The organism is Kitasatospora sp. NPDC036934 (assembly GCF_055608425.1).
This window is the reverse complement of sequence record NZ_JBVJQR010000053.1, coordinates 1-22,929: the sequence shown is the minus strand read 5'-3', so window position 1 is coordinate 22,929 and position 22,929 is coordinate 1. Positions and strand designations below refer to the sequence as shown.

The window sequence follows — 22,929 nt, the reverse complement described above, 5'->3', positions numbered from 1 at the left end:
TAGCCCCGGGCCAGGCCGTTCCCGGCGAGGTACAGCTCGCCGGTGACCCCGGCCGGGACGGGCTGCAACCCGTCGTCCAGCACGTACGCCCGGGTGTTGGGCAGCGGCCGGCCGATCGGGACGGTGTCCGGCACCTCGGTGGGGGTGCTCATGGGGTGGTGGGTGGCGAAGGTGGTGGTCTCGGTGGGGCCGTAGCCGTTCACCACCCGCAGGCCGGGGCAGGTTTCCATGACGCGTCGCATCGCGGTGGGCGAGACGATGTCCCCGCCGGTCCAGACCTCCTGCAGCCCGGCGAAGGACTGCGGGGCCTCGGCGGCGAGCACGTTGAAGAGTCCGACCGTCATCCAGGCGGCCGTCACCCGACCGTGGTCGATGGTGTCGGCGAGTTCGGTGACGCCGAGGCGCCCGGGCGGGGCGAGTACGAGGCGGGCGCCGGAGAGCAGTGGGGCCCAGAGTTCGTAGGTGGAGGCGTCGAACGCGGTCGGGGAGTGGACCAGCACGCGTTCGTGGCCGCCGCCGGAGAAGGTGCCGCCGAGGGCGAGGTCGACGATGGAACGGTGGGTGATGCCGATGCCCTTGGGGATGCCGGTCGAGCCAGAGGTGTGCATCACATAGGCCAACTGGTGCTCACTGAACTTGAGTTGGAGGTTGTCGGCGGTCTCCGCGCCGACCGTGAGGGTGGTCAGACCGGCCAGCGCCGGGTGGTTGCGGTCGGTGACGGCCAGGGTGGCGCCCGCGTCGGCGAGGACGGCGAGCAGTCGTTCCTGCGGCTGGGCGTCGTCCAGCGGCACATATGTGCCACCGGCCTTGAGTACCGCGAGCAGTGTGACCACCAGTGCGGGTGTGCGCTCCAGCAGTACCGCCACCGGTGTCTCCGTGCCGACCCCGGCCTCGGCCAGTCGTCGCGCCAAGCCGTTGGCGCGGGCGTTGAGTTCGGCGTAGGTCAGCGTCTCCTGGCCTGCGACCAGCGCGACCGCCTCCGGCGTCGCGGCCGCGCGGGCCTCGAACAGCTCGGGGACCGCGCCGGCCGGCAGCGTGGTGACCGGGCCGTGCCGGTCGGAGAGCAGCTGGGCCCGCTCCTGGTCGGTCAATACGTCGACGGCGCCGATGAGTTCGGCCGGGTCGGCGACGATCCGGTCCAGCAGGGCGAGGAAGCGGTCCAGGACGGTGCGTGCCTCGGCGGCGGTGAAGGCGTCCGGCTGGTGGTCGAGGCGCAGTTGCAGGCCGTCGCCCGGGGTGAGAGCGAGCAGCAGCGGGTAGTGGGCGCTGTCGACGTCCTCGACCAGGGTGACGCGGGTGGCGCCGCTCGGGTCGGCGTCGTCCAGGGCGGTCGGGTCCGGGTAGTTGCCGTACACCGTGACGGTGTCGAACAGGCTTCCCAGACCGGTGAGTTGCCGGATCTCGGTGAGGCTGAGGTGCTGGTGGTCCAGCAGCGCGGACTGCTCGTGCTGCAGCCGCAGCAGCAGCTGCCCCCAGGACTCGGCGGGGTCCAGGGTGACCCGCACCGGCACGGTGTTGATGAGCAGGCCCATCATCCGCTCCACGCCCGGCAGGTCGTGCGGCCGGCCGGACACGGTGGTGCCGAACAGCACGTCGTGCCGTCCGGTGAGCCGGGCCAGCAGCACGCCCCAGGCGGCCTGGACGAGGGTGTTGAGGGTGACGCCGTAGCGGCGGGCGGTGCGGGCCAGCGCCTCGGTGGCGGCCGGGGTGAGGCCGGTGTGCAGGCGCAGCGGCAGCTGAGGGGTGGCGGTGGTGCGGGCGGGGGCGAGCAGGGTGGGCTCGTCGGCGCCGGCGAGGGCGTCGGCCCAGGCGGCGCGGGCGGCGGCGCCGTCGCGCCGGGTGATCCAGCGCAGGTACTCGCGGTAGGGCGCAGCCGGGGGCAGCGGCCGGCGGAAGTACAGGGCCCACAGCTCCTCGGCGAACAGCGGGGTGGACCAGCCGTCCAGCAGGATGTGGTGGGCGGCGGCGATCAGCCGGTGCCGGCCGGGGGCGAGGGTGAGCAGGGTGTAGCGCAGCAGCGGCGGCCTGGCGAGGTCGAAGCGGCGGCCGTACTCGGCGGCGGCGATCCGCTCGGCCTCGGCCTCGGGGTCGGGGTGCGCGGTCAGGTCGAGGACGGTGAAGGGCAGTTCGACGTGGTCCGGCACGGCCTGGACGGGCGGGCCGTCGGGGCGCTGGTGGAAGCCGGCCCTGAGGTTGGGCTGGCGCAGCAGCAGGGCCTCGGCGGCGGCGCGCAGCCGGTCGGCGTCGACCGGGCCGGTGAGGTCGAAGGTGCAGACGGAGGTGTAGACGTCGGCGCCGTCGGTGTCGTACTCGGTGTGGAAGGCCATGCCCTGCTGGAGCGGGGAGGTGGGCCAGACGTCCACCAGGGTGGCGGGGGCGTGGTGTCCGGCGAGCCGGTCGACCTCGTCCTGGTCGAGGGCGACGAGCGGGAAGTCGGAGGGGGTGTGCCCGCCGGCGTCCGGCCGCCGGGCGTGCTCGGCGAGCGCGTCCAGCGCGGTGAACCAGGCCTCGGCGAGCTCCCGGACCCGCTCCTCGCCGAGCAGTCCGGCGGCCCAGGACCACTGGGCGACCAGCAGTGGGCCCTGCGGGGTGTCGACGGTGGTGGCGTCCAGGCCGAGCACCCGGCCGAGCGCGAGGTCCGGGGCGGCGCCCTCGGTCATCGCCTCGGCGCCGGCCCGCACGGACTCGGCGGTGACGCCCTCGGGCTGGAAGCGGCCCAGGTAGTTGAACTCGACCTGCGGCTCGGCGTACCCGACCAGTACCTCGGCGGTGGCCGGGTTGAGGTGGCGCAGCAGGCCGTAGCCGATGCCGTTGTCCGGGACGGCGCGCAGCTGTTCCTTCACCCGGCCGAGCGCCCGGCCGAGTTCGGGGCCGGCCGCGGTGACCTCGGCCCAGGACAGCGCCCCGGGGGCGAGCCGTACGGGGTAGACGGAGGTGAACCAGCCGGCGGTGCGGTGCAGGTCGACGCCCTCGACGACCTCCTCCCGGCCGTGGCCCTCGACGTTCAGCAGCACGGCGCCGTCGGGCGCGGCCGGGTGGTCGCCGCGCCAGTGGGTGAGGGCCAGGGCCAGCGCGGTCAGCAGCACGTCGTTGACCTGGGCGTGGTACGCGGCGGTGACGCCGGTCAGCAGCGCCCGGGTGGTCTCGGCGGGCAGCACCAGCCGCAGGGAGGCGCCGGTGGCGTAGGTGTCCTCGGCCGGGTCCAGGGCCCGGGCTCCGAGCAGCGGGTCGGGGGTGGCCAGGGCGGCCTGCCAGTGCGGGAGTTCGGCGGCCCGGCGCTCGGTGCAGGCCTCCGCGGTGAGCCGCTGGGCCCAGCGGCGGAACGAGGTGGGCACCGGCGGCAGCTCCGGCGCGCGGCCTTCGCGGGCGGCGGCGAGCGCGGCGAGCAGGTCCTCCTCGACGATGCGCCAGGTGACGCCGTCCACCACCAGGTGGTGGATCACCAGCAGCAGCTGGGCGGGCTGGTCCGGGCCGGCGTCGAAGCGGACGGCCTGGAGCATCCGGCCGTCCTCGGGCGAGAGCCGGTCGCGGGCGGCGTCGGTTGCGGCTCGCAGGGTGTCCGTGGTGGCGGGGCCGGGGACGCTTCGCAGCAGCTCGGCGGCGGGGACGGCGCCGGGGGCGGGGACGTGCAGGGTCCAGGGGCGCCGGGCGAGCGGGGAGGTGCGGGCGCGCAGTGCGTCGTGGTGGTCCAGCAGGGCCTGGAGGGCGGTGGTCAGGTGCCGGTGGCCGGTGCCGGCCTGGAGGGTGAGCAGGGTGGACTGGTAGAAGCTCTCGACGGCGCCGTGCTGCTCGGACAGCCAGTGCACGATCGGCGTCGGCGGCACCTCGCCGAGGCCGGCCCCGGGTGGCTCGACGGCGACCGGTCCCTCCAACGGGCGGGCGACCAGGGCCAGCGCCTCGACACTGGGGGCCTCGAAGACCGCGCGGGGGGTGAGTTGCAGCCCGGCGTGCCGGGCCCGGGAGACCAGCTGGATGGCCACGATGGAGTCCCCGCCGAGCTCGAAGAAGGACTCGGTGACCCCGACCCTCGGCAGTCCGAGCACCTCGGCGAACAGCCTGGCCAGGGTGTGCTCCAGCTCCCCGGCCGGGGCCCGGCCGCCCTCCTCGGCGCCGCCGAGGACCGGAGCGGGCAGGGCGCGCTTGTCCACCTTGCCGTTGGGCGTGAGCGGCAGCCGGTCCAGGACGACGACGGTGGGCACCATGTGGTCGGGCAGTAGCTCGGCGCAGTGGGCGCGCAGCTCGTCCGGGTCGGCGGTGCCGACGGTGTAGCCGACCAGCCGGCGCTCGCCCGGGCGGTCCTCGCGGACCAGCACCACGGCCTGGCGGACCCCGGGGTGGGCGGAGAGGGTCTGCTCGATCTCGCCGAGCTCCACCCGGAAGCCGCGGATCTTCACCTGGTCGTCGGCCCGGCCGAGGAAGTCCAGCTGGCCGTCCGGGCGGTGGCTGCCGAGGTCGCCGGTGCGGTACATCCGTTCTCCGGGTTCGCCGAAGGGGCAGGCGACGAACCGGTCGGCGGTCAGGCCGGGGCGGCCCAGGTAGCCGCGGGCCAGGTGCGGGCCGGAGACGTACAGCTCGCCGACGGTGCCGGGCTCCACCGGGCGCAGCCGCTCGTCCAGCACGTGGATCCGCACGTCCTGGCAGGGGTGGCCGATCGGGGGCTGCTCGGTGCCGGTGAGCGGCTCGCTCATGGTGACGATGACGGTGGTCTCGGTCGGCCCGTAGCTGTTGAGCATCAGCCGGTCCCGGCCGAGACGGGCGGCCAGTTCGCGCGGGATGGCCTCGCCGCCGCCGATCAGGGTGCGCAGGGTCGGCAGCGGGACGTCCGGCAGGGTGGCGGCCATCGCGGTGGCGACATCGGCGTGGGTGATGCCGTGCCGGTCGATCAACGCGGCCAGCGCCTCGCCGACCAGCTCGCTCTGCTCGCGGGGGAGGACGAGCGCGGCGCCGGTGGTGAGCGCCACGGCCAGGTCGGAGACCGAGACGTCGAAGCTGAGCGATGCGGCCTGGAGCACCCGGCTGCCGGGGCCGACCCCGGTGGCGGCGACCTGGGTGCCGACCATGCTGGGCAGTCCGGCGTGGGTGACGGCCACGCCCTTGGGTACGCCGGTGGACCCGGAGGTGTAGATGACGTACGCGGTGTGGTCGGCGCCCAGCGGCCGCACCCGCTCGTCGGCGGTGAACGGGGTGCCGGGCCGTCCGGCGAGGTCGGCGAGGTGCTCGGGGGAGTCGAGCAGCAGCCGGGGGGCACCGGTGTCGGGCAGCCGCTCGGCGGTGCCGGCGGTGCTGAGCACCAGGGCGGCGCGGGAGTCGGTGACCATGTGGCGCAGCCGCTCGGCCGGGTAGGCCGGGTCGGCGGGCAGCCAGGCCGCGCCGGTCTTGGCCACGGCGAGGATCGCGGCGATCGCCTCGGGGGACTTCGGCAGGGCGAGCGCGACGACGTCCTCGGTGCCCAGGCCGCGGGCGGCGAGCACCCTGGCCAGCCGGTTGGCGCGGGCGTCCAGTTCGGCGTAGCTGAGGATGACGTCCCCGGCGTACAGCGCGGGGGCCTGCGGGGTGCGGGCCACCTGGGCGTCGACCAGCGCGCTGAGGGTGGGGCGCGGGTCGACGACGGCGGGGCTGACGAGGGGGGCGGGGGCAGCGAGCCGGGTGGCCAGGCCGGCCGGGGTGGGGGCGTCCAGCAGCAGTGGCAGCGGCACCCGGAAGCCGAGTTCGGCGCGCACCCGGGCCAGCAGCCGGACGGCGGCGGGCCGGTCACCGCCGAGGTCGAAGAAGCCCGCCGCGGGGTCGACGGACTCCCGGCCGAGCACCTCCGCGAACAGTCGACACAGCAGCACCTCGGCCGGTCCCGGCCGCGGCTCGGTTCTGTGTGTCTGCTGGTCCCCGGACATGTGACTGTCTCCCTCGTTGCTGCGTGACCGGTGGAGCGTGCGGTGGTGCGGTGTGCTGCGGAGCGGTGGTGCGGTGTGGAGCCCGGCGGAGCGGTCAGTGGCCGGCCAGGTGGGCGACCAGGCTCTTCGGCCGCAGGTCCTGCCAGTGCTGCTCGACGTAGTCCACGCAGTCCTGGCGTCCGGCCGCGCCGAAGACCTGCTGCCAGCCGTCGGGCACCGGGCTGAAGACCGGCCACAGCGAGTGCTGGCCCTCGTCGTTGACCAGGACGAGGTAGTCGGCCTCGGGGTCCTCGAACGGGTTCGCCATCGTCGGTTTCCTCTCTGTCAGGAGAATTACGAAGAGGGGGGAATTTCGTCATCGTGCGGTGAACGGACTACGTCGACGTACGGTTCGGCGACTTCGTCGCAGTGCGGTCACGGACCCCAGCCGGAGTCGTCGCCGTGGACCGCGGAGGGCCCGGCGACGGTGGTGGACGGGTGGGGTGCGGCGTGGGTCTGGAGGCCGATGACGGCGACCAGCAGAACGGTGAGAATCCCCAGCATCTTGTGAATGCGAGCGGCAAGATTCGTCATGGCGAATTCCTCTTCCTGAGGCGGGCGGTGTGTGCGCTCCTCGCTGTGAATGCATCCTGCCGAGGCTCAAACTGGCGTGGAAGCTCTGGCCGTTATCGGGATCACGCAATGCGGGAACCGGAAGCGTGAACAGACTGTGTCAAAAACGGGCAGAACTGATGCAATGAGCACCTGGTTCTGTCAGATCAGTGGTGGGAGGACGGGCTCGCGAAAGCCCCGCCCGATGGCTGGATCCGCACCCCGGTGGCCGGAAACCCCCTGACTCGCCGGCCGGACGGACCCTGTGGGCCGGTGGATCAACTCCCTTGTCAGTAGCGGAACTTGATGTTCTATGATGGCCTCGGCGGATTCGATGCCGGCCTCGGCGGGTTGGATGGCCGCCCTCAGTGCCGGGAGCCCCGGCGCAGCTCCTCGCGGACGGCCGGCCAGTCCCCGGTCCATGGCCGTCGGGCCCCGGCCGGTGACTCCAGGGCCAGGGTCGCCAGGTAGACGCGCTTGAGCGCGGCCCGCTCGTCCCGCACCCGCCCGGCGGCCTGCTCGATCCGGCGCAGCCGCGCGTGCAACCGCTCCAGCGCGCCGCCGCCCGCGAGCAGCCGCCGCGCCTCCGGACCGAACCGGAAGCCGGGCGCCAGCAGCGGCCAGGCCGCCCGCCACACCCGGAACACCTCGCGGTGGCTCGGCCCCCACTCCCGCTCGGCCCGGCCCAGCCGCTCCAGTGCGGCGGGCTCGGTGGGGGCCGTACAGATCTCGTGCAGGGTCCGGGCCAGCGCGCCCCAGTCCTCGCCCGGCGCGTGCCGCAGTGCCGCGTGCAGCAGATGGGCCACCGAGGTGTGCACCACGGTGCGCGGCCAGCGCGCGGACGCCGCCTCGGCCAGGCCCGCGCCCGCGTCGCCGACCAGCACCCAGACCTCGCGCACCCCGCGCTCGACGAGTCCGGCCAGCACCCGAGGCCAGTGCTCGCCGTCCGTGGCCGGCCACAGGCCCAGCACCTCGCGCAGCCCGTCGGTGGACACCCCCAGCGCCAGGTGCACCAGCGGTCCGCCCGAGCGCCCGCTGCGCACCGAGTCGAGGAACACCACCGGGTAGACCGGGTCCAGAGGGCGCCCGCGCCGGTCGGCGAGCTCGTCCAGCACCTGATCGGTGATCACCGAGACGGTCTCCCGACTGAGTTCCACCCCGTACACCTCGGACAGGTGCGCCACCAGCTCACCCGAACTGAGGCCGCGCGCGGTCAGCGAGACCACCAGCCGGTCGAGGCCGGGCAATCGGCGCGCCCGGGGACGGACCGTACGGGGGGCGAAGCTGCCGTCCCGGTCGCGCGGCACCCGCACCTCGACCGGTCCGATCTCGGTGAGCAGCCGTCTGGCCCGGGCGCCGTTGGGGCCGTTGGGACTTCCAGGGGCGGCCGGGCCGACGGCAGCACCGCGGCCGTTGGCGCCGGCCGGATTGTTGCCGACCGCCGCACCGCTGCCCGCCGGATTGTTGCCGACCGCCGTATCGCTGCCCGCCGTACTTCCGCCCGCGGGAGTGCCGCCACCGGGCCCGCCGCCGTACAGGTGCTCCTGGAGCTCGATCTCCAGGGCACGCTCGATCAGCTGCTTGGCCAGCGCCTGGAGCAGCCCGCCGTCACCGAGCAACTGCACGGCCCCGGAGCCGACCTGGGCGGCCGCGGCCTCCGCGAGCTGCCGCACCAGCCGCTGGTCCACCAGCGCGGCCGGATCCACGGGAGGAGGCGGATCGGGATCAGCTCGCAACAAGGGTGCCCTCCGTCCGTCGGCCGGCCCGTTCGCCGGACGTCCGCCCCGGCCGCCCGGGCGCGGCGACACGTGCAATGCGGCGGCCATCCGCCCGTTACCACGGCCGGGTACGGTCGTCCTCGCCGTCACCGGCGCGTTCACCGCCACCGCCACCGTCACCGCCCGCCGGACGCCGTTGTCGGGCATGCCGGGTTTCACCGTGAACCGCTGATTTCCGCGCCTTTAGGGCGTACACTCGCGGCTGTCGTGGCCCGGGGGGGATGCGTTCGAACGGCAGGCGAGTTCCATCCTGCCCTTTCGGACGCCTGGCTGTTGCCGGTGCGGGCATTCGTGAAAGCGCAATGCCGAAGCCGGAAGGATGCCCAGATGTGCGTATCCCAGGACACCAACACGGAAAAGGGGACACCCCAACTCTGTGACCGCGGTGTCGAGTTCTACCGCGCCGCCCTCGCCGAGGGTGGCGCCACCGCCGGACAGGCCCCCGAGTGCCTGCTCAGCATGGGCCTGCTGCGCGCCCTGCCCGGCGCCGGGCAGCGGCTGGCGCCCGTCCCGCCCGACCTCGCGGTCACCGGCCTGACCAGGCCGCTCGAACTCGCCGTCCTGGCCCACCAGGAGCAGCTCGCCGAGCTGCGCACCGCCTTCACCGCCGCCGAACACGCCTACCAGGACGTGATGAGACAGGCCCAGCTCCCGATCCGCCTGCTGGCCAGCGAGGAGATCAACCCAGCCCTGGAGAAGGCCGTCGCCGCCTGCACCGAGGAGCTGCGCACCGCCCAGCCCGGCGGCGGCCGCGGCGCCGAGCAGCTCGCCGACGCCCTCCCGCGCGACCTCGCCCTCGCCGAACGCGGCGTCCGCCAGCGCACCCTCTACCAGCACACCGTGCGCTCGCACGGCCCGACGCTCGCCTACATCGAGCAGGTCAGCGCCCGGGGCGCCCAGGTGCGCACCCTCAACGAGGTCTTCGACCGGGTCATCATCTGCGACCGCTCCACCGCCTTCGTCCCGGCCGGTGCCGACCGCGAGGCCGCCGCGATGCTCATCCAGTTCCCGCCGCTGGTCGAGTACTTGCTCAAGATCTACGAACTGATGTGGGAACGCGCCGAGCCCGTCACCTACCTGGAGGGCCACCACCGGCCCCAGCTGCTCACCGACCGCACCCGGCAGAACGTCCTGCGGCTGATGGTCAACGGCTTCACCGACGAGGCCATCGCCTCCCGCCTCGGCATGAGCACCCGCACCGTCTCCAGCCACATCCAGAAAGCCAGCGAACTCCTCGGCAGCCGCAGTCGCGGCCACCTCGGGTACATCATCGCCCGCGAGGGTGTGCTGGCCGAGCCGCTCGACGACCTCTGACGGTCCCGCCGCCCCTCTTTCCGGTGCGAGGCTTCGGGCAGCGCAGCCTCACCGCGGGCGCCGAGGCCGTCAGCAGGGATCACCGTGCCCTCCTCCGCCGCGATCACCTCGCCACCCGGGAACCCGCTCGCGGCCTCGGCCACCGACCCGCCCCGGTCGGCGCCGGGCCAGAAGCGGGCGAGGAGCAGCCGGCGGGTCCGGGCACGGGCCGCCCAGGCCCCGGCCCCGGCCGCACTCAGCAGGTGCGGGTCGCGGTCGGGGCCGCGCAGGGTGGCCCCGGCGACGAACAGGTCCGCTTCCGCCGCCAGTTCGGCCAGCGCCGGGTCCGCTCCGGTGTCGCCGCCGTAGGCGACGGTCAGCCCCGGGGTGGTCAACCGTACGCCCGCGTACGGGACATGGTGACCGTCAGCGCTCGCACCACGCGATGCCCCACGCCCGGGCCGCTCCTGCCCAAAACCGGTCGCGCTCCCGGGGGTTCGTCGGCGAAGCTGCCCGGATGCAGCGAGCGAGCAGCCGGACCGTGACGGTCGACCTCACCCACGGGGACGAGTACTTCGGGCAGTTGGGCCCCTTCGAGGCCGCCGTCGGGTGGTGGTCCTCGATGGACGGCGTCGTCGACCGGGCGACCGAACTGGCCGGCGTGCCGGTGCTGGTGACCAGGCTGGTCGACGGCCACAGCGAGGACCTCGGTCACGGCGGCCGGGTCCGCTACCACGCCGAGGCACTCCGCCGACCGACCGCCCTCCGACCCTGCCCCCTGGACGGCGGAACGGCCGCCCGGCTGGGCCCCGGCGACACCCGGCGCGCCGCCTGGGCCACCCCCGAGGGCCTACGGGCGGCGCTGACCTGGGCCGAGGAGCAGCTGGCGGCCCTCGGCCGCCCCGCCGCCGGCGCCGCCCGGCAGATCCGCACCTGGAACCTGTCCGGCCTCTTCCGCCTCCCCACCGTCACCGGCCCCGACGCCTGGCTGAAGACCACCAGCCCGCGCTTCAACGCCCCCGAGGGCGAGGTCATCGCGCTGCTCGGCGGCGTCGACCCCGCGCTGGTACCGACCGTCCTCGCCGCCGACCCGGCCGCCGGGCGGCTGCTGCTCGACCACATCCCCGGCGAGGACTGCTGGACCCCGAGCGAGGCCACCGTGGCGGACGTCGTCCCGCGCCTCGTCGCCGCCCAAGCCGCCCTCGCCGAACACCCCGCCGCCCTCGCCGGCCTGCGTGACCGCACGCCCGCCGCCCTGCACACCCGGCTGCTGGCCCTGCTGGACCGGCTCCCCGCCGAGACCGACCTGACGGCGGAGGAACGCGACCGGCTACGGCGGTTCGCCGCCGGCCTGCCCGCGCTGCTGCGGGACCTGGCCGCCTGCGGGCTGCCCGCCACCCTGCTGCACGGCGACTTCCACCCCGGCAACTGGCGCACCGGCAACGGCAGCCCGGTCGTCGTCGACTACGCCGACGCCTGCCTCGGCCACCCGGCCGAGGACGGCCTGCGCCCCCGCGCCTACCTCACTCCGGAGGCCGGGCGGCACCACACCGAGGTCTGGACGGCGGCCTGGCGCCGGCACGTCCCCGGCTCGGACCCGCAGCGCGCCCTCGAACTCGCCGAACCGCTCCACCACCTGTTCCACGCGCTGCGCTACCAGGAGTTCCTGGACCACATCGAACCCAGCGAACGCCCGTACCACGAGGGCGACCCCGCCGCCCAACTGCGCGCCGCCCTGGCCTGCTGGCGGCCGGCTCACCAGCCGGGGGGAGGGCGCAACAGGATCGAATGGCTCATCGACTGATGAGCCCGGCTCATCGACCGATGCGGAGTCAGGTCGGGCCGCCCCGGTGTCGTCCTCCGCCGCCGTGACGGTGGCGAGGGCCGACACCGGGCGGTCGCGTCACTCCGCCGGTGCGATCCGGTGCCCGCCGCGGGCCGAGTGCAGGGCCAGCGCCTCGACCGGGCAGAACTCCACCGCCTCGGCCAGCCCGTCCGTCAACTCGGCGCCGCCGTCCGCGTACCCGGCCACCGGCCGGGCCAGCCCGTCGGTGCCCAGGGCCAGCGAGTCGGGGGCGCTGAGGGCGCACATCCCGGAGCCGATGCAGCGGTCCCGGTCGACCCGGACCACCACCGCCTCGGCGGCACCGGTCCCCGCCCCGGTGGTGTCGGCGGACCCCGAGGAGCCCGTCACCAGCTGACCCGCAGGGTGTTGGGGCTGCGGGTGAGCAGCCCGCGCCGCCAGTCGATGGTCTCGACCGGCTCGGCCATCCGCAGCGAGGGCAGCCGCCGGGCCAGCCGGTGCAGGGCGAGTTCCAGCTCCATCCGGGCCAGCCAGGCGCCCAGGCAGTGGTGCGGTCCGGCGCCGAAGGTGAGCATCGGCGCGGCCAGCGGGGAGAACAGCTCGGTGCGCAGGTCCCCGGTGAAGACCTCCGGGTCGTGGTTGGCGGAGCCGGTGTCGGCGGCGACGACGCTGCCGGCCGGGATGACCACCCCGCCGATCTCCACCTCCTCCACGGTGCGGCGCAGCAGTCCGGGCATGTGCTCGGCGGCGTCGCCGAGCGGCACCGCGCGCAGGATCTGCTCGGTCGCGGCGGCGGCGCTGGCCTCGTCGGAGGCGAGCCGCTGCCAGGCGTCCCTGCCGTCCTTCAGCAGGTAGACCAGGGCGTTGCCGAGGCTGGTCATGGTGGTCTCGTGACCGGCCACCACCAGGCCGATGACCAGGGCGATCAGCTGCCCCTCGGTGATCGAGCCGTCCTCGGCGGCGGCCGTGAGCAGGCTGCTGACCAGGTCGTCGCCGGGCTCGGCGCGGCGCTCGGCGATCACCTCGGCGCCGAAGGCGGCGAACTCGCTCATCGCGGTGCCGATCGCCTCGGCGCTGTGGGCCGTGGTGGAGAGCGCGTGGTCGCTCCAGTGGGCGAGCCGCTTGCCGTCCAGGTTGTCCAGGCCCATCAGCCGGCTGATCACCGCGACCGGCAGCGGTCGGGTGTAGGCGGCGACGATGTCGACGGGGGAGGCCCGGTCGATCACCTCGTCGATCAGCGCCTCGACCACCGAGGCCACCCAGGGCTTCCAGCGGGCGATCGCCCGCGGGGTGAACGCCCGCTGCACGGTGCGGCGCAGCCGCTGGTGCTCGGTGCCGTCGATGTTCAGCATGCTCTGCGGGTCGTCCAGGATGTTCGGCGTGACCATCAGCGGCGGCGCGTCCGGAGCGTAGAGCGGGGCGCGGCCCAGCCGGGGGTCGGTCAGCACCTGCCGGACGTCGGCGTGCCGGCTGACCAGCCACACCGGGGTGCCGGTGGGCAGCGCGGCCAGTCGCGGCGGGCCGGGTTCGAGGTGGCGCAGGCAGTGCAACGGGGGGAGCGGGGCGGTGCCGGTGCCGGCACCGGTCGCACTGTTCTCGGTGGACATCCGTACTCCAGACTCCAGGGCAGGGACCGCACGGTGCGGCCCGACGGGGGGTGGATCCGGGGTTCGTTGCGGGGACGGGCGGTTCGGCCGGGGCGGCTCGACTCTGGGCCGGCGGTGTGGGCGGTGCCGGGTGGCGCCGGGTGGGCCGGGGCGCCGGATGGTTCGGGGTGTACAGGCGGTTCCGGGCATGCGGGCGGTGCGGGTGGGCCGGGGACGTCGCCCGCGCGGGGCGCGGGCCCGTGCGCGGGATGGCGCGAAAACGTGCGGGAGCGCACGGTCGGTACGCGCCCGGCACGGGCGGCGCGCGGTGGCTTGCCGTCAGGTGGGGCGGGTGTGCTGAGCGTGGTCGCGTGGACCGTCTCTGCTACGACCGTACGTGGACGGCGGGGTGCCCGTCTGCGGCACTTCCAGCCAACGGCGGCGCTTTCCGGGCAGTTCGTTGCGCGCTGACGGGCGCTCACCACCACCCGCGCGCCCCTCGTACCGGACCGCGCCCGGACCGCGCCCGGACCGTGCCGGGCCCGCCCCGACGCCTGACCGCCACCGGCCCGTTCCGCCCGCCCCTGCACCGGTGGCCGGCCGTGCGGGCGCTACCCTTCGTACGCACTCCTTCGGCAGTGCTTCTAGAGTTCTCCCGCAGTCGTTTGTCGCAGGTCACGCCGGGGCAGAGCCGCACCGGCCGACGGAGGTGGAATCGGATGGCCCAGCAGGTCAAGGCAGTCATCGCGCGCGCCAAGGGCGCGCCCGTGGAGGTGACCACGATCGTGGTGCCGGATCCGGGGCCGGGCGAGACGGTGGTCCGGATCCAGGCGTGCGGCGTCTGCCACACCGACCTCCACTACCGCGAGGGCGGCATCAACGACGAGTTCCCGTTCCTGCTCGGCCATGAGGCCGCGGGCATCGTGGAGTCGGTCGGCGAGGGCGTCACCGAGGTGGAGCCGGGCGACTTCGTCGTCCTCAACTGGCGTGCGGTGTGCGGCCAGTGCCGCGCCTGCAAGCGAGGGCGCGCGCAGTACTGCTTCAACACCCACAACGCCAAGCAGAAGATGACGCTGCTGGACGGCACCGAGCTGTCCCCGGCCCTGGGCATCGGCGCCTTCGCCGAGAAGACCCTGGTCGCGGCCGGCCAGTGCACCAAGGTCGACCCGGCCGCCGACCCGGCCGTCGCCGGCCTGCTGGGCTGCGGCGTGATGGCGGGCCTCGGCGCGGCGATCAACACCGGCAACGTCGGCCGCGGCGACACCGTCGCCGTGATCGGCTGCGGCGGCGTCGGCGGGGCGGCCGTGATGGGCTCCCGGCTGGCGGGCGCGTCGAGGATCATCGCGGTGGACATCGACGACCGCAAGCTGGAGACGGCCCGCACCCTCGGCGCCACCCACACCGTCAACTCCCGCACCACCGACCCGGTCGAGGCCATCCGCGAGCTGACCGGCGGCAACGGCGCGGACGTCGTGGTGGAGGCCGTCGGCCGCCCCGAGACGTACCAGCAGGCCTTCTACGCCCGGGACCTCGCGGGCACCGTCGTCCTGGTCGGCGTGCCGACCCCGGAGATGACCCTGGAACTGCCGCTGCTGGACGTCTTCGGCCGCGGCGGCGCGCTGAAGTCCTCCTGGTACGGCGACTGCCTGCCCTCCCGGGACTTCCCGATGCTGATCGACCTGTACCTCCAGGGCCGCCTGGACCTGCGCGCCTTCGTCACCGAGACGATCGGACTCGACGCCGTCGAGCAGGCCTTCGAGCGCATGCACCACGGCGACGTGCTCCGCTCGGTGGTGGTCCTGTGACCCTCCGAGTGGACCGTCTGGTCACCGCCGGGACGTTCGAACTCGACGGCGGCAGCTGGGAGGTGGAGAACAACGTCTGGATCGTCGGCGACGACGAGGAGGCGGTGGTGATCGACGCCGCGCACGACGCCGAGGCCATCGAGGCCGCGCTCGGCGGGCGCAGGCTGCTGGCGATCGTCTCCACCCACGCGCACAACGACCACATCGACGCCGCCCCGGCCCTGGCCGGGCGCACCGGCGCGCCGATCCTGCTGCACCCGGACGACCTCCCGCTGTGGAAGCTCACCCACCCCGAGCGGCTCCCGGACGGCGAACTCGCCGACGGGCAGCGGATCGCGGTGGCCGGCACCGAACTGACGGTGCTGCACACCCCGGGCCACGCGCCCGGCGCGGTCTGCCTGTACGCGCCCGAGCTCGGCACCGTCTTCACCGGCGACACCCTGTTCCACGGCGGCCCGGGCGCGACCGGACGCTCCTTCTCGCACTTCCCGACCATCATCGAGTCGATCCGCGAGCGGCTGCTGTCCCTCCCGGCCGACACCGTGGTGCGCACCGGCCACGGCGACCCGACCACCATCGGCGCCGAGGCCCCGGCCCTGCCGGAGTGGATCGCCCGCGGCCACTGAGTCCGAAGCGGCCGTAGCGGACGCAGCCGTCTCAGCCGTCTCAGCTGTCTGAGCGGTCTGGGCGGTCTGCGCGGCTTCAGCGGTTCGCGCTGCCGCGGCGGTACGGCCCCCAGGGAGTCGATCACTCCCCGGGGGCCGTACGATCGCGATCATGGCCCACGACCCGCGCGACCTCGACGACGCCTTCCTCGCCTTCTGGCGCGAGCGGCACATCTCCACCCTGACCACCACCCGCCCCGACGGTACCCCGCACGTGGTGCCGGTCGGTGTGACCTTCGACCCGGCGACGGGCCTCGCCCGGGTGATCACCAGCCGCACCAGCCGCAAGGCCCGCAACGTCGCGGAGGCCGGGCCGACCGGCCTGCGGGTCGCGGTCTGCCAGGTCGACCGGGCCCGCTGGTCCACCCTGGAGGGCGTCGCGGTGGTACGGGACGAGCCCGAGCAGGTCGCCGACGCCGAGCGGCGCTACGCCGAGCGCTACCGCCCGCCCCGGGAGAACCCGGACCGGGTGGTCATCGAGATCACCGTCGAACGCGTCCTCGGCCGCGCCTGAGCACCACCGGCCCGCTCACGCCGCCGACCTCACGCTGCCGACGTCACCCGCCGGCCTCCACTCGGTCGACGACACCCGCCGATCTCAGCCGGCCGACGTCACTCGGACAACGCGGGGGCGATCCGGCGCAGCACCGCCGGCCACCCGCGCCCCATGCCCTGGTGGGCCTGCCGGCCCATCGGGGTGTTCAGGTCGAACCCGGAGTGCTCCAGCAGCAGTCGGGTCCCGTGCCCCTCGGGCACCAGCCGCCAGGTCACGGTGGTGTCCAGTGACCCCGCGCCGAACGAGTACCGCAGCAGCCGCTCCACCTCCACCGCGACCACCTCGCACGGCTGTTGCCCCCACTGCCCCATGTCCAGGGTGAACCGGTGCCCCACCACCGCCTTCACGTCCCCGGCGGCCCACCACCGCGCGTGCAGCTCCGGATCGGTCAGCGCCTCCCACACCCGCGCCGGCGGGTGCGGCAGGAACTCGTCGCAGTGGATCGCGGCCATCTCGGTCATGAACTCTCCTCGTCCAGGAGCTCGCGCAGCGAACGCATCCGCGCCCGCCAGTAGTGCTCGAAGGGGTGCAGCCACTGCCCGACCTCGGCCAGCGGCGCGGCTTCCAGGTGGTAGTAGCGGTGCCGCCCCCTCGGCTCCTCGCGCACCAGCCGGGCGTTCCGCAGCACCGCCAGGTGCTCGGACACGGCCGGCCGGCTCAGCTCGAACTCCCCCGCCAGCTCCCCGGCCGCCCGCGGCCCCTCCCGCAAGCTCTCCAGCAACCTGCGCCGTACGGGGTTGGCCAGCGCGCTGAACACATCGACATCCGCCATGCCTCCACCATCCGTCGGAGACTCCCGACATGTCAACTTTTCCCGACGGGTGGCTGCGCTCCCGGGGTGCGGGGTGCAGAGGTGCTGTTCCCGGGGCGGAGCCCGCCGGTCCGCCGCCGAGCCCCCGAGGCGCGGCGAGGATACCTCCGTCTGTGCTTGAGCTCCTGAGTCTCGGCCGCGGTGAGTGCTCTGCGCACTGAGAACGTCCACCAGGCAGGGCTGATGCATCCCCGGGCACAGATCGGGCGGATCGAGCATGTTGGTCGGGCGTGACCGGTGATCGGTCGATGGTCCCGACGTTGTTCGTCCAGCCGACTCTTCAGTGATCACTGCTGGTGATGTGCGCGCTGGTGATCACCCCGTCGGTGACGGTGTAGGTGCCTGTGAACCGTTTCACGGTGCCGTCGGTCTGGGCGGCTTCGATGAAGACGTTCACCGTGCCTGGCACCGTGACGTCGTCCGAGGCAGCCACATCAATCTCCTTGGTGGTGGCGAAGCCGCTGACCCACTGGTCGTACGAGACCTGAGCGATGTTGTTGCCGCCAAGGTTCCAGGCGTCGAGGTAATCCTCGGAGTTCAGATCCTGGTAGTACCGCACCACCACCGCGCGGGGGCTCACGAGCGGCGGCGAAGGAGTGGACGAGGTGACCGTCGCCTCGGTCGGGGACGCCGGCGTGATCGTCTCCGCCGGCGAGGTCGTGACCGGCAGGAGAACATTCGGCGCGGGCGGTACGGAGACCGGCGGCTGCCGATCATGGGAGCGCGACAACGCCCAGAGTCCGACACCGGCCCCGGCGGCGAGCAGGAGCCCGACCATGGCCACGATCAGGGGCCGCAGGAAGGCCCCTCCGCCGGTCGGCTTGTCCGGACGAGACGGCTCCGTCCAGCGCTGCCGGTCCTCGTCCCACTGCCCCACGGCGGCTACCCCAACCCGCTCAGCTGGGCGATCTGCTGTACGAGGGCCGCAGCTGAGGAGAGCCCCGCCACCGTGCTTGCGCCAAGCTCGAGCCGCTCGCGCAGCCGCTGGAGCCGGTCGCGCCTCACCAGTCCCGTCGTGGTGATCTCCTCCTCGGCCTCGTCGAGCTGAGCACCGAGCGCCGATGTCTCCTCGTCAGGGCCCGCCAGGAGCAATTGCCCGCGAAGCACTCGCACGGCGGCCAACAGCTCGGAAGACGCTTCGATCGCTTGGACCGAGTTGTCGAGCGCCTGGGCCCCCGGCCCAGAAGCCGCCGCACCACCAGTCATCACGGAGACACTGATGCCGCCGGGAGCAGCCGGAAGCGGCACCGGCGGCCAGTGGCCGGCCGGCGGCTCCACCGGCCCGTCGGTGCGGTAGGACCGGTCCTCGGCACGAGCCGATGCCCCGGCAGCCACGGCTCCGCCTGTCAGCACACCGATGCTGATGCCGCCTGCCGTCCCCTGCGCAGGTGGCGGGTCGACCGCCGCCGGATCTGTCCCCTCCGCGTTCTCCTCACCGCGGGAAGCTGACGTCATGGCATGTCCCCCTTCATGTCCGTGGCACTCACGTGACGTGCCGAGGCCCAATTGCCCGTGGCGACCGCGCCTCCGCTCATCCCTCCGATGAACACTCCGCCCCCGCTCACGTTGATGATGTACTGCTGGAACTCGCCGGTCTCGTAGCCCTTCTGACGCAAGGCGTCCTCCACCCCGCTGGCAATCCGGTCCTGCAGCGTCCGTACGTACCGGCTGATGTCCATCTCCTGGAACAACGACAGGTCACTCACGCTGCCCAACTCCCGCACCGACGCGGCGGGAGCGTCGAGCGGCGCCCGGTCCGGCATGGTCAGCCAGACCCGTAGGAGCGAGACCGTGGTGACGATCAGCGAGGCCCCGGCAGCGGGGTTCGCCGCCGGGCTGACGAACAGGCCGGACAGGGCCTGGCGCAGCAGACCGCCGGTGCCACTGGCCGCGACCACATCCACGGAGCTGAACTCATGCCGGACCGGGGCGAGTACGTGTGGGACGACCTCCAGTACCAGCATCCCGCCCTGCGTGTGCACACGGACCAGGAGGGAAATTCCGATCCGCTCGTCCCATGCTCCGACCCGGATGCGCAGGAAGTGCCGGCGCGCCTCGCCGCCTTCACCGACAGCGCCGTCGACCTGCTGCCGGATCTGGGCGGGCTGGAAGTCGAGCTGGCTCCGGGACAGGCCGACCGGCATGTAGACCACTTCGTCGATCTCGATCGAGCGCAGGCGATCGCGACTGGCGGCCGCGGCCGAGGTGGCCAGAGCTTCGAGACGAGGCCTGATCAGGTCGATGACCTCACGAGCGGTGAGCGCCCCGGCCTGGGGAGGCTGCCCCGCCTTGCTCCGCAGCTCCGTGACGACCGACCAGGGCTTGTACGGTTCACCGGCGCCGACGAACGGCTTGAACGGGTCGTAGATCACCATGCCGGCGTGCTGCTCCCGGTCGATGGCCGCACCGATGCGTTGGTACTGGGCACTGTCCGGCAGCTTCGCACGGGGTTCCGTGGCGAAGGCGGCCCGGCTGAGGCTGCGGCGCATCACGGACACCACTTGCGCGCGGTACGCCTGCACGGGCAGCACCAGCAGCGCGGGGAACACCAGCGCCGCCCAGGCGTCGGCGCCCCTGAACAGCGCGAAGACGGCAAGCGCCCAGTAGGCCACCGTCAGCAGGAACCGCGCCAGCGGCACCAGCACTCTCTTCAGCAGTGCTCTCTTCAGCGTGCCGCGAGTGGCCTCCTTGATGACCGAACGGCCGAGAATGAAGATCGCGAACGGCATGCCTTGCTCCGCCCACGACGCCCCGCAGACCAGCATGTAGGCGGCGAACCAGGGGATGGGCAGCAGCACCTCCTCCGAGCCGATCCCGACCAGCCCGAACACGATGAACCCCGCCCAGATCACCAGGAGGTACAACGCGGCCTGCGCCTCCTGGCGGCGGGACCGGTGCGCGTGTGCAAGTACCTGCAGAGCGTCGAACCCGAGCGAGGGAGCCACCGGCCGCTCCTCGTGCTCCACCAACTGCTCGATGACGCGCTGACGGAACACCCCGTCGAAGTAGACCCCCGCGCAGAGCAGCCGGGTGGCCTCGCTGCGGGTGTGCTGCGGCTCGGTGGTCGACGACAGCGAAACAAACCTGCTGTAGGTGGTCACGCATCCCCCGATGCTCGAACGACCCTACCGATAAAGGTTTGTGAGTGCGTTTCAGTAGACAGTATGGCGCCCCTCCCCTTGGCCCGGAAGGGAACGGAGAAGCAACAATCAATGCTCCAGAGCTCCAACCGACTCTCTGACGGCACCAGTTGTTCACCTCAGCAAGCACAGGCCACCCCAGTGCGCACCTGCTGAGGGCACACCATCGAGGAGTCCTTGACTTTCAAGGCGACGCCCTCGCCGACCGCGCCGAGCTTCGAGCCGCCCGACCGGGCCCTTGTGTCACTCGCAAGATCGCTTCCGCGAGAGGCGACGGTCTCGTTCGGGGGGTCATGGCGGATGCGGAGCGGTTACCCGTCGAGGGGGATGGTGGCGAGGGTGTCCCAGTCGATCTGCCAGGCGGGGTGGTCGGTGCCGGGGGCGGGGGTGCGCCGCCAGTGGACCTCGTTGAGGATGATCCGGCGCACGGTGAACGGGGCGTGGCCGGGGCGGATCCGGTGGATGGTCTGGGCGAGTTCGTCGGTGTCGGTGTCGGCGGTCGCGTAGGCGGCGGTGGTGTGGAGGACGCCGAGCGGGTAGTCGGTGGAGTCGGGGCCGAAGACGTCGTGGACGGCGGTGCGGACGCGCTGTTGGAGGGCGGCGAGGGCGTGGTCGGGGTGGAGGTCGAGCCGGACGCCGGTGCGGTACGCGAGCGGTGAGCCGGCGTTGAGCCGGATCGGGCCGGTGCCGGCGACGGCGCCGCGCAGCCGGTCCGCGAGGCGCCGGTGCCGGGCTGGGTCGATGCTGTCGGCCGGGGCGGAGGTGATCATGTCGAGGGTGATGTGGGTGCGGTCGTCGGGCACGGGCAGGACGGGGTAGCCGCTCAGGGCCTGGCGCAGGTCGGCGAGCAGGGTGTGCAGGGCGGAGCCGGCGGGCAGGTCGGGCAGGGCGTAGACCTGCAGGGCGCGCAGGCCGTCGGGCCAGGGGCTGCGGCCGAAGGTGGGGTGGAAGGCCTTCATGCTGTCTCCTCGTGGTCGGGGCCGGCCGGGCGTCGCGGAGGGGGTGGAGCAGGCGAAGAGGGGGTGGAGCGGTCGAAGGGGTCGAAGGGCAGTGTCCGCGAAGCCCGGCCGGGCCGGGTCGGTTCCGTCCGGGATCAGCCGAACGGGTGAGTCTGGGTGCGGGGCGGCACGGGAGGTGCGTCAGTGGGAGCGCAGGGCGAGGACGAGGTCGCGCGGCAGCCCGTGGGTGTCGTGGAGGTAGTGGAGGTCGTCCTCGCTGAGCGGGCCGCGGAAACGGGGGCGGGAGAGGATCCGCCGGCCGCTATGCAGGAGGCGGTCGAAGCGGTGCTCCTCGTCCAGCAGGACCTGGCGGACGGTCTCGGGCCGCACGTCCTGGCGGAAGCGGTCCAGGGTGTGCCGGACCAGTTCGTCCGGCAGGTCGCCGAGGCCGCGCTGGGGGTCGTCGCGGCGCAGCACGGTGAGCACCCGGCGCACCAGGCGGCGGAGCACGTAGCCGCGACCGGTGGGAGACGGGCGGACGCCGTCGCCGATGACGACCACGGCCGAGCGCAGGTGGTCGCTGACCAGGCGCAGGGACGGTTCGTCGAGCTGCCACAGGGTCGGGACCAGGCGGCGCCAGGGGTCGAAGACGTCGCACTCGAACACCGAGGAGCAGCCCTGGAGCAGCGAGGAGAGCCGTTCCAGTCCGAGCCCGGTGTCCACGTTGCGCTGGGGGAGCGGGACGAGCGAGCCGTCGTCGAGCCGCCGGTGGCGCATCATCACGTGGTTCCACACCTCCACCCAGCGGTCGTCCCGGGTGGGGGTGGACTCGGGCGGGGTGTCGCCGGTCCACAGGAAGATCTCCGAGTCGGGGCCGCACGGGCCGGTCGGGCCGTTGGACCACCAGTTGTCCTCGACAGTGAGCTCCACGGGGACCCCGCGGTCCCGCCACAGCTCCAGCGAGCCGGTGTCCGGGCCGGTCCGGTCGTCGCCGCCGAAGACGGTGACGTGCAGCCGGCCCGGGTCGATGCCGAGCCCGTCGGTGAGCAGCCCGTAGCCCCAGTCGAGGCTCTGCGGGCCCTCGTAGTCGCCGAGGGACCAGCTGCCGAGCATCTCGAAGACGGTGAGGTGGGTGCGGTCGCCGACCTCGTCGAGGTCGGTGGTGCGCAGGCAGCGCTGGAGGTTCACCAGCCGTCGGCCGAGCGGGTGCGGGCGCCCCTCCAGGTACGGGGTGAGGGGGTGCATGCCGGAGGTGGTGAACAACACCTGGTCCCCGGGCGGGGGCAGCAGGGTGGAGCCGGTGATCCGGCGGTGGCCGCGCTCCTCGAAGTACTCGGTGAAGACGCGGACGAGCTGGTCGGTGTTCATGGCGGTGGCTCCTCGGGGGCCGGAGAGGCAGCGCCGGAGAACGGGACCGCGCGATCATCGGGCCGACGAGGGAACACCTCGGAGCCGCCACCGGCGGACCGTTTCCGGTCGCCGGGGGAGGGGTACGTCAGGCGGCGGCAACCGGCGAGCTGGTCGCTCGCGCGGCTGCGGTGGTGCTTCGATCCATGACGTCCATGCCGCCGAGGCTACCTCCGGGGGCGCCAGCTGGGCCAGCCGTTTTACGGCCGCCGGCCCGGGCCCACGGGAAGGGTGTGCTGCTCCTGACCGGCCGATTCCGAGCGCCCACGAGCTGCTGGGGGCTTTGCTCAGGCGGACTCGACGGTGCGGAACCTCTCGCCGCCGACCGCCCAGCGGCCCCGGCGCATCACGGCGACCAGGTCGTAGCCGTCGGAGTCGACCACGACCAGGTCGGCGAGCTTGCCGGTCTCCAGCGAGCCGGTCGAGTCGGCCAGACCGAGCAGCCGCGCCGGGGTGGCGGACAGCGACTGGACGGCCTGGTCGAGCGTCAACCTGTGTACCAGCAGGGTCCGTTGGAACACCCGGTCCAGGGTGAGGGTGGAGCCGGCGATGGAGCTGCCGTCGGGGAGCATGGCGACGCCGTTCTTGACCTGGACCTGGAGGGGGCCGAGGGGGTAGAGGCCGTCGCCCATGCCGGCGGCGCCCATGGCGTCGGTGATCAGGGCGA

19 protein-coding genes and 1 pseudogene are annotated in these 22,929 nt (G+C 73.6%); 5 read left to right on the top strand and 15 right to left on the bottom strand.

Going from position 1 to position 22,929, the window contains the following annotated elements; genetic code table 11:
- The 4 genes from ACZ7BZ_RS37520 to ACZ7BZ_RS37505 form a co-directional block, all read right to left on the bottom strand.
- On the bottom strand, positions 1-5,888 hold a 5,888-nt coding region (locus tag ACZ7BZ_RS37520; RefSeq protein WP_470362290.1), incomplete at its 3' end, for an amino acid adenylation domain-containing protein.
- Between the two features lie 94 nt (positions 5,889-5,982).
- Positions 5,983-6,195: an MbtH family protein gene (locus ACZ7BZ_RS37515; RefSeq protein WP_380462285.1), complete on the bottom strand. Its 213-nt coding sequence runs from the start codon at positions 6,193-6,195 to the stop codon at positions 5,983-5,985.
- Positions 6,196-6,302: 107 nt separating this feature from the next.
- Positions 6,303-6,461: a hypothetical protein gene (locus tag ACZ7BZ_RS37510; RefSeq protein ID WP_380462284.1), complete on the bottom strand. Its 159-nt coding sequence runs from the start codon at positions 6,459-6,461 to the stop codon at positions 6,303-6,305.
- Between the two features lie 383 nt (positions 6,462-6,844).
- Positions 6,845-8,185 (bottom strand): IS256 family transposase, encoded by a 1,341-nt coding sequence (locus tag ACZ7BZ_RS37505; RefSeq protein ID WP_470362289.1) that lies wholly within the window; start codon positions 8,183-8,185, stop codon positions 6,845-6,847.
- Between the two features lie 399 nt (positions 8,186-8,584).
- Between ACZ7BZ_RS37505 and ACZ7BZ_RS37500 the strand changes: the two genes are divergently transcribed.
- A complete protein-coding gene (locus tag ACZ7BZ_RS37500; RefSeq protein ID WP_470362288.1) occupies positions 8,585-9,571 on the top strand; it encodes a helix-turn-helix transcriptional regulator in 987 nt (328 codons plus the stop codon).
- A 191-nt stretch (positions 9,572-9,762) separates the two neighbouring features.
- Here ACZ7BZ_RS37500 and ACZ7BZ_RS37495 read toward each other — a convergent pair.
- Positions 9,763-9,972 (bottom strand): annotated as a pseudogene (locus ACZ7BZ_RS37495) (MBL fold metallo-hydrolase); the annotation flags it as partial.
- A gap of 95 nt (positions 9,973-10,067) precedes the next feature.
- Between ACZ7BZ_RS37495 and ACZ7BZ_RS37490 the strand changes: the two are divergent.
- Positions 10,068-11,354 (top strand): phosphotransferase family protein, encoded by a 1,287-nt coding sequence (locus ACZ7BZ_RS37490; RefSeq protein ID WP_470362287.1) that lies wholly within the window; start codon positions 10,068-10,070, stop codon positions 11,352-11,354.
- 99 nt (positions 11,355-11,453) lie between these two features.
- Here the strand turns inward: ACZ7BZ_RS37490 and ACZ7BZ_RS37485 are convergent, their stop codons facing one another.
- Together ACZ7BZ_RS37485 and ACZ7BZ_RS37480 are read right to left on the bottom strand one after the other, a co-directional pair.
- Positions 11,454-11,744 (bottom strand): ferredoxin, encoded by a 291-nt coding sequence (locus tag ACZ7BZ_RS37485; protein ID WP_470362286.1) that lies wholly within the window; start codon positions 11,742-11,744, stop codon positions 11,454-11,456.
- Positions 11,741-12,961: a cytochrome P450 gene (locus ACZ7BZ_RS37480; protein ID WP_470362285.1), complete on the bottom strand. Its 1,221-nt coding sequence runs from the start codon at positions 12,959-12,961 to the stop codon at positions 11,741-11,743. Before ACZ7BZ_RS37480 ends, ACZ7BZ_RS37485 begins: the two co-directional genes overlap by 4 nt.
- Positions 12,962-13,659: 698 nt before the next feature.
- Here ACZ7BZ_RS37480 and ACZ7BZ_RS37475 point away from each other — a divergent pair.
- The 3 genes from ACZ7BZ_RS37475 (at position 13,660) to ACZ7BZ_RS37465 (ending at position 15,924) form a co-directional block, all read left to right on the top strand.
- A complete protein-coding gene (locus ACZ7BZ_RS37475) occupies positions 13,660-14,745 on the top strand; it encodes an S-(hydroxymethyl)mycothiol dehydrogenase (RefSeq protein WP_470362284.1) in 1,086 nt (361 codons plus the stop codon).
- Positions 14,742-15,371 carry an MBL fold metallo-hydrolase gene (locus ACZ7BZ_RS37470; RefSeq protein WP_380462277.1) on the top strand — a complete coding sequence of 210 codons (630 nt, stop codon included), beginning with the start codon at positions 14,742-14,744 and terminating at the stop codon, positions 15,369-15,371. Before ACZ7BZ_RS37475 ends, ACZ7BZ_RS37470 begins: the two co-directional genes overlap by 4 nt.
- 151 nt (positions 15,372-15,522) lie before the next feature.
- Positions 15,523-15,924 (top strand): pyridoxamine 5'-phosphate oxidase family protein, encoded by a 402-nt coding sequence (locus ACZ7BZ_RS37465; protein ID WP_470362283.1) that lies wholly within the window; start codon positions 15,523-15,525, stop codon positions 15,922-15,924.
- Between the two features lie 98 nt (positions 15,925-16,022).
- Here ACZ7BZ_RS37465 and ACZ7BZ_RS37460 read toward each other — a convergent pair whose 3' ends face one another.
- The 8 genes from ACZ7BZ_RS37460 to ACZ7BZ_RS37425 form a co-directional block, all read right to left on the bottom strand.
- On the bottom strand, positions 16,023-16,427 hold the full coding sequence (locus tag ACZ7BZ_RS37460; protein ID WP_470362282.1) for an SRPBCC family protein: 405 nt from the start codon (positions 16,425-16,427) through the stop codon (positions 16,023-16,025).
- Complete coding sequence (locus tag ACZ7BZ_RS37455; protein WP_380462274.1) at positions 16,424-16,738, bottom strand: metalloregulator ArsR/SmtB family transcription factor; 315 nt, start codon at positions 16,736-16,738, stop codon at positions 16,424-16,426. Before ACZ7BZ_RS37455 ends, ACZ7BZ_RS37460 begins: the two co-directional genes overlap by 4 nt.
- A 319-nt stretch (positions 16,739-17,057) precedes the next feature.
- On the bottom strand, positions 17,058-17,654 hold the full coding sequence (locus ACZ7BZ_RS37450) for a hypothetical protein (RefSeq protein ID WP_470362281.1): 597 nt from the start codon (positions 17,652-17,654) through the stop codon (positions 17,058-17,060).
- Between the two features lie 5 nt (positions 17,655-17,659).
- A complete protein-coding gene (locus ACZ7BZ_RS37445) occupies positions 17,660-18,232 on the bottom strand; it encodes a hypothetical protein (protein WP_470362280.1) in 573 nt (190 codons plus the stop codon).
- A complete protein-coding gene (locus tag ACZ7BZ_RS37440) occupies positions 18,229-19,878 on the bottom strand; it encodes a hypothetical protein (protein WP_470362279.1) in 1,650 nt (549 codons plus the stop codon). Before ACZ7BZ_RS37440 ends, ACZ7BZ_RS37445 begins: the two co-directional genes overlap by 4 nt.
- A gap of 350 nt (positions 19,879-20,228) precedes the next feature.
- On the bottom strand, positions 20,229-20,876 hold the full coding sequence (locus tag ACZ7BZ_RS37435) for a 2'-5' RNA ligase family protein (RefSeq protein ID WP_470362278.1): 648 nt from the start codon (positions 20,874-20,876) through the stop codon (positions 20,229-20,231).
- Between the two features lie 180 nt (positions 20,877-21,056).
- A complete protein-coding gene (locus tag ACZ7BZ_RS37430; RefSeq protein WP_470362277.1) occupies positions 21,057-22,223 on the bottom strand; it encodes an alanine--tRNA ligase-related protein in 1,167 nt (388 codons plus the stop codon).
- Between the two features lie 326 nt (positions 22,224-22,549).
- Positions 22,550-22,929, bottom strand: a 380-nt coding sequence (locus ACZ7BZ_RS37425; RefSeq protein ID WP_470362276.1) for an amidohydrolase family protein, incomplete at its 5' end; no start/stop codon positions are given.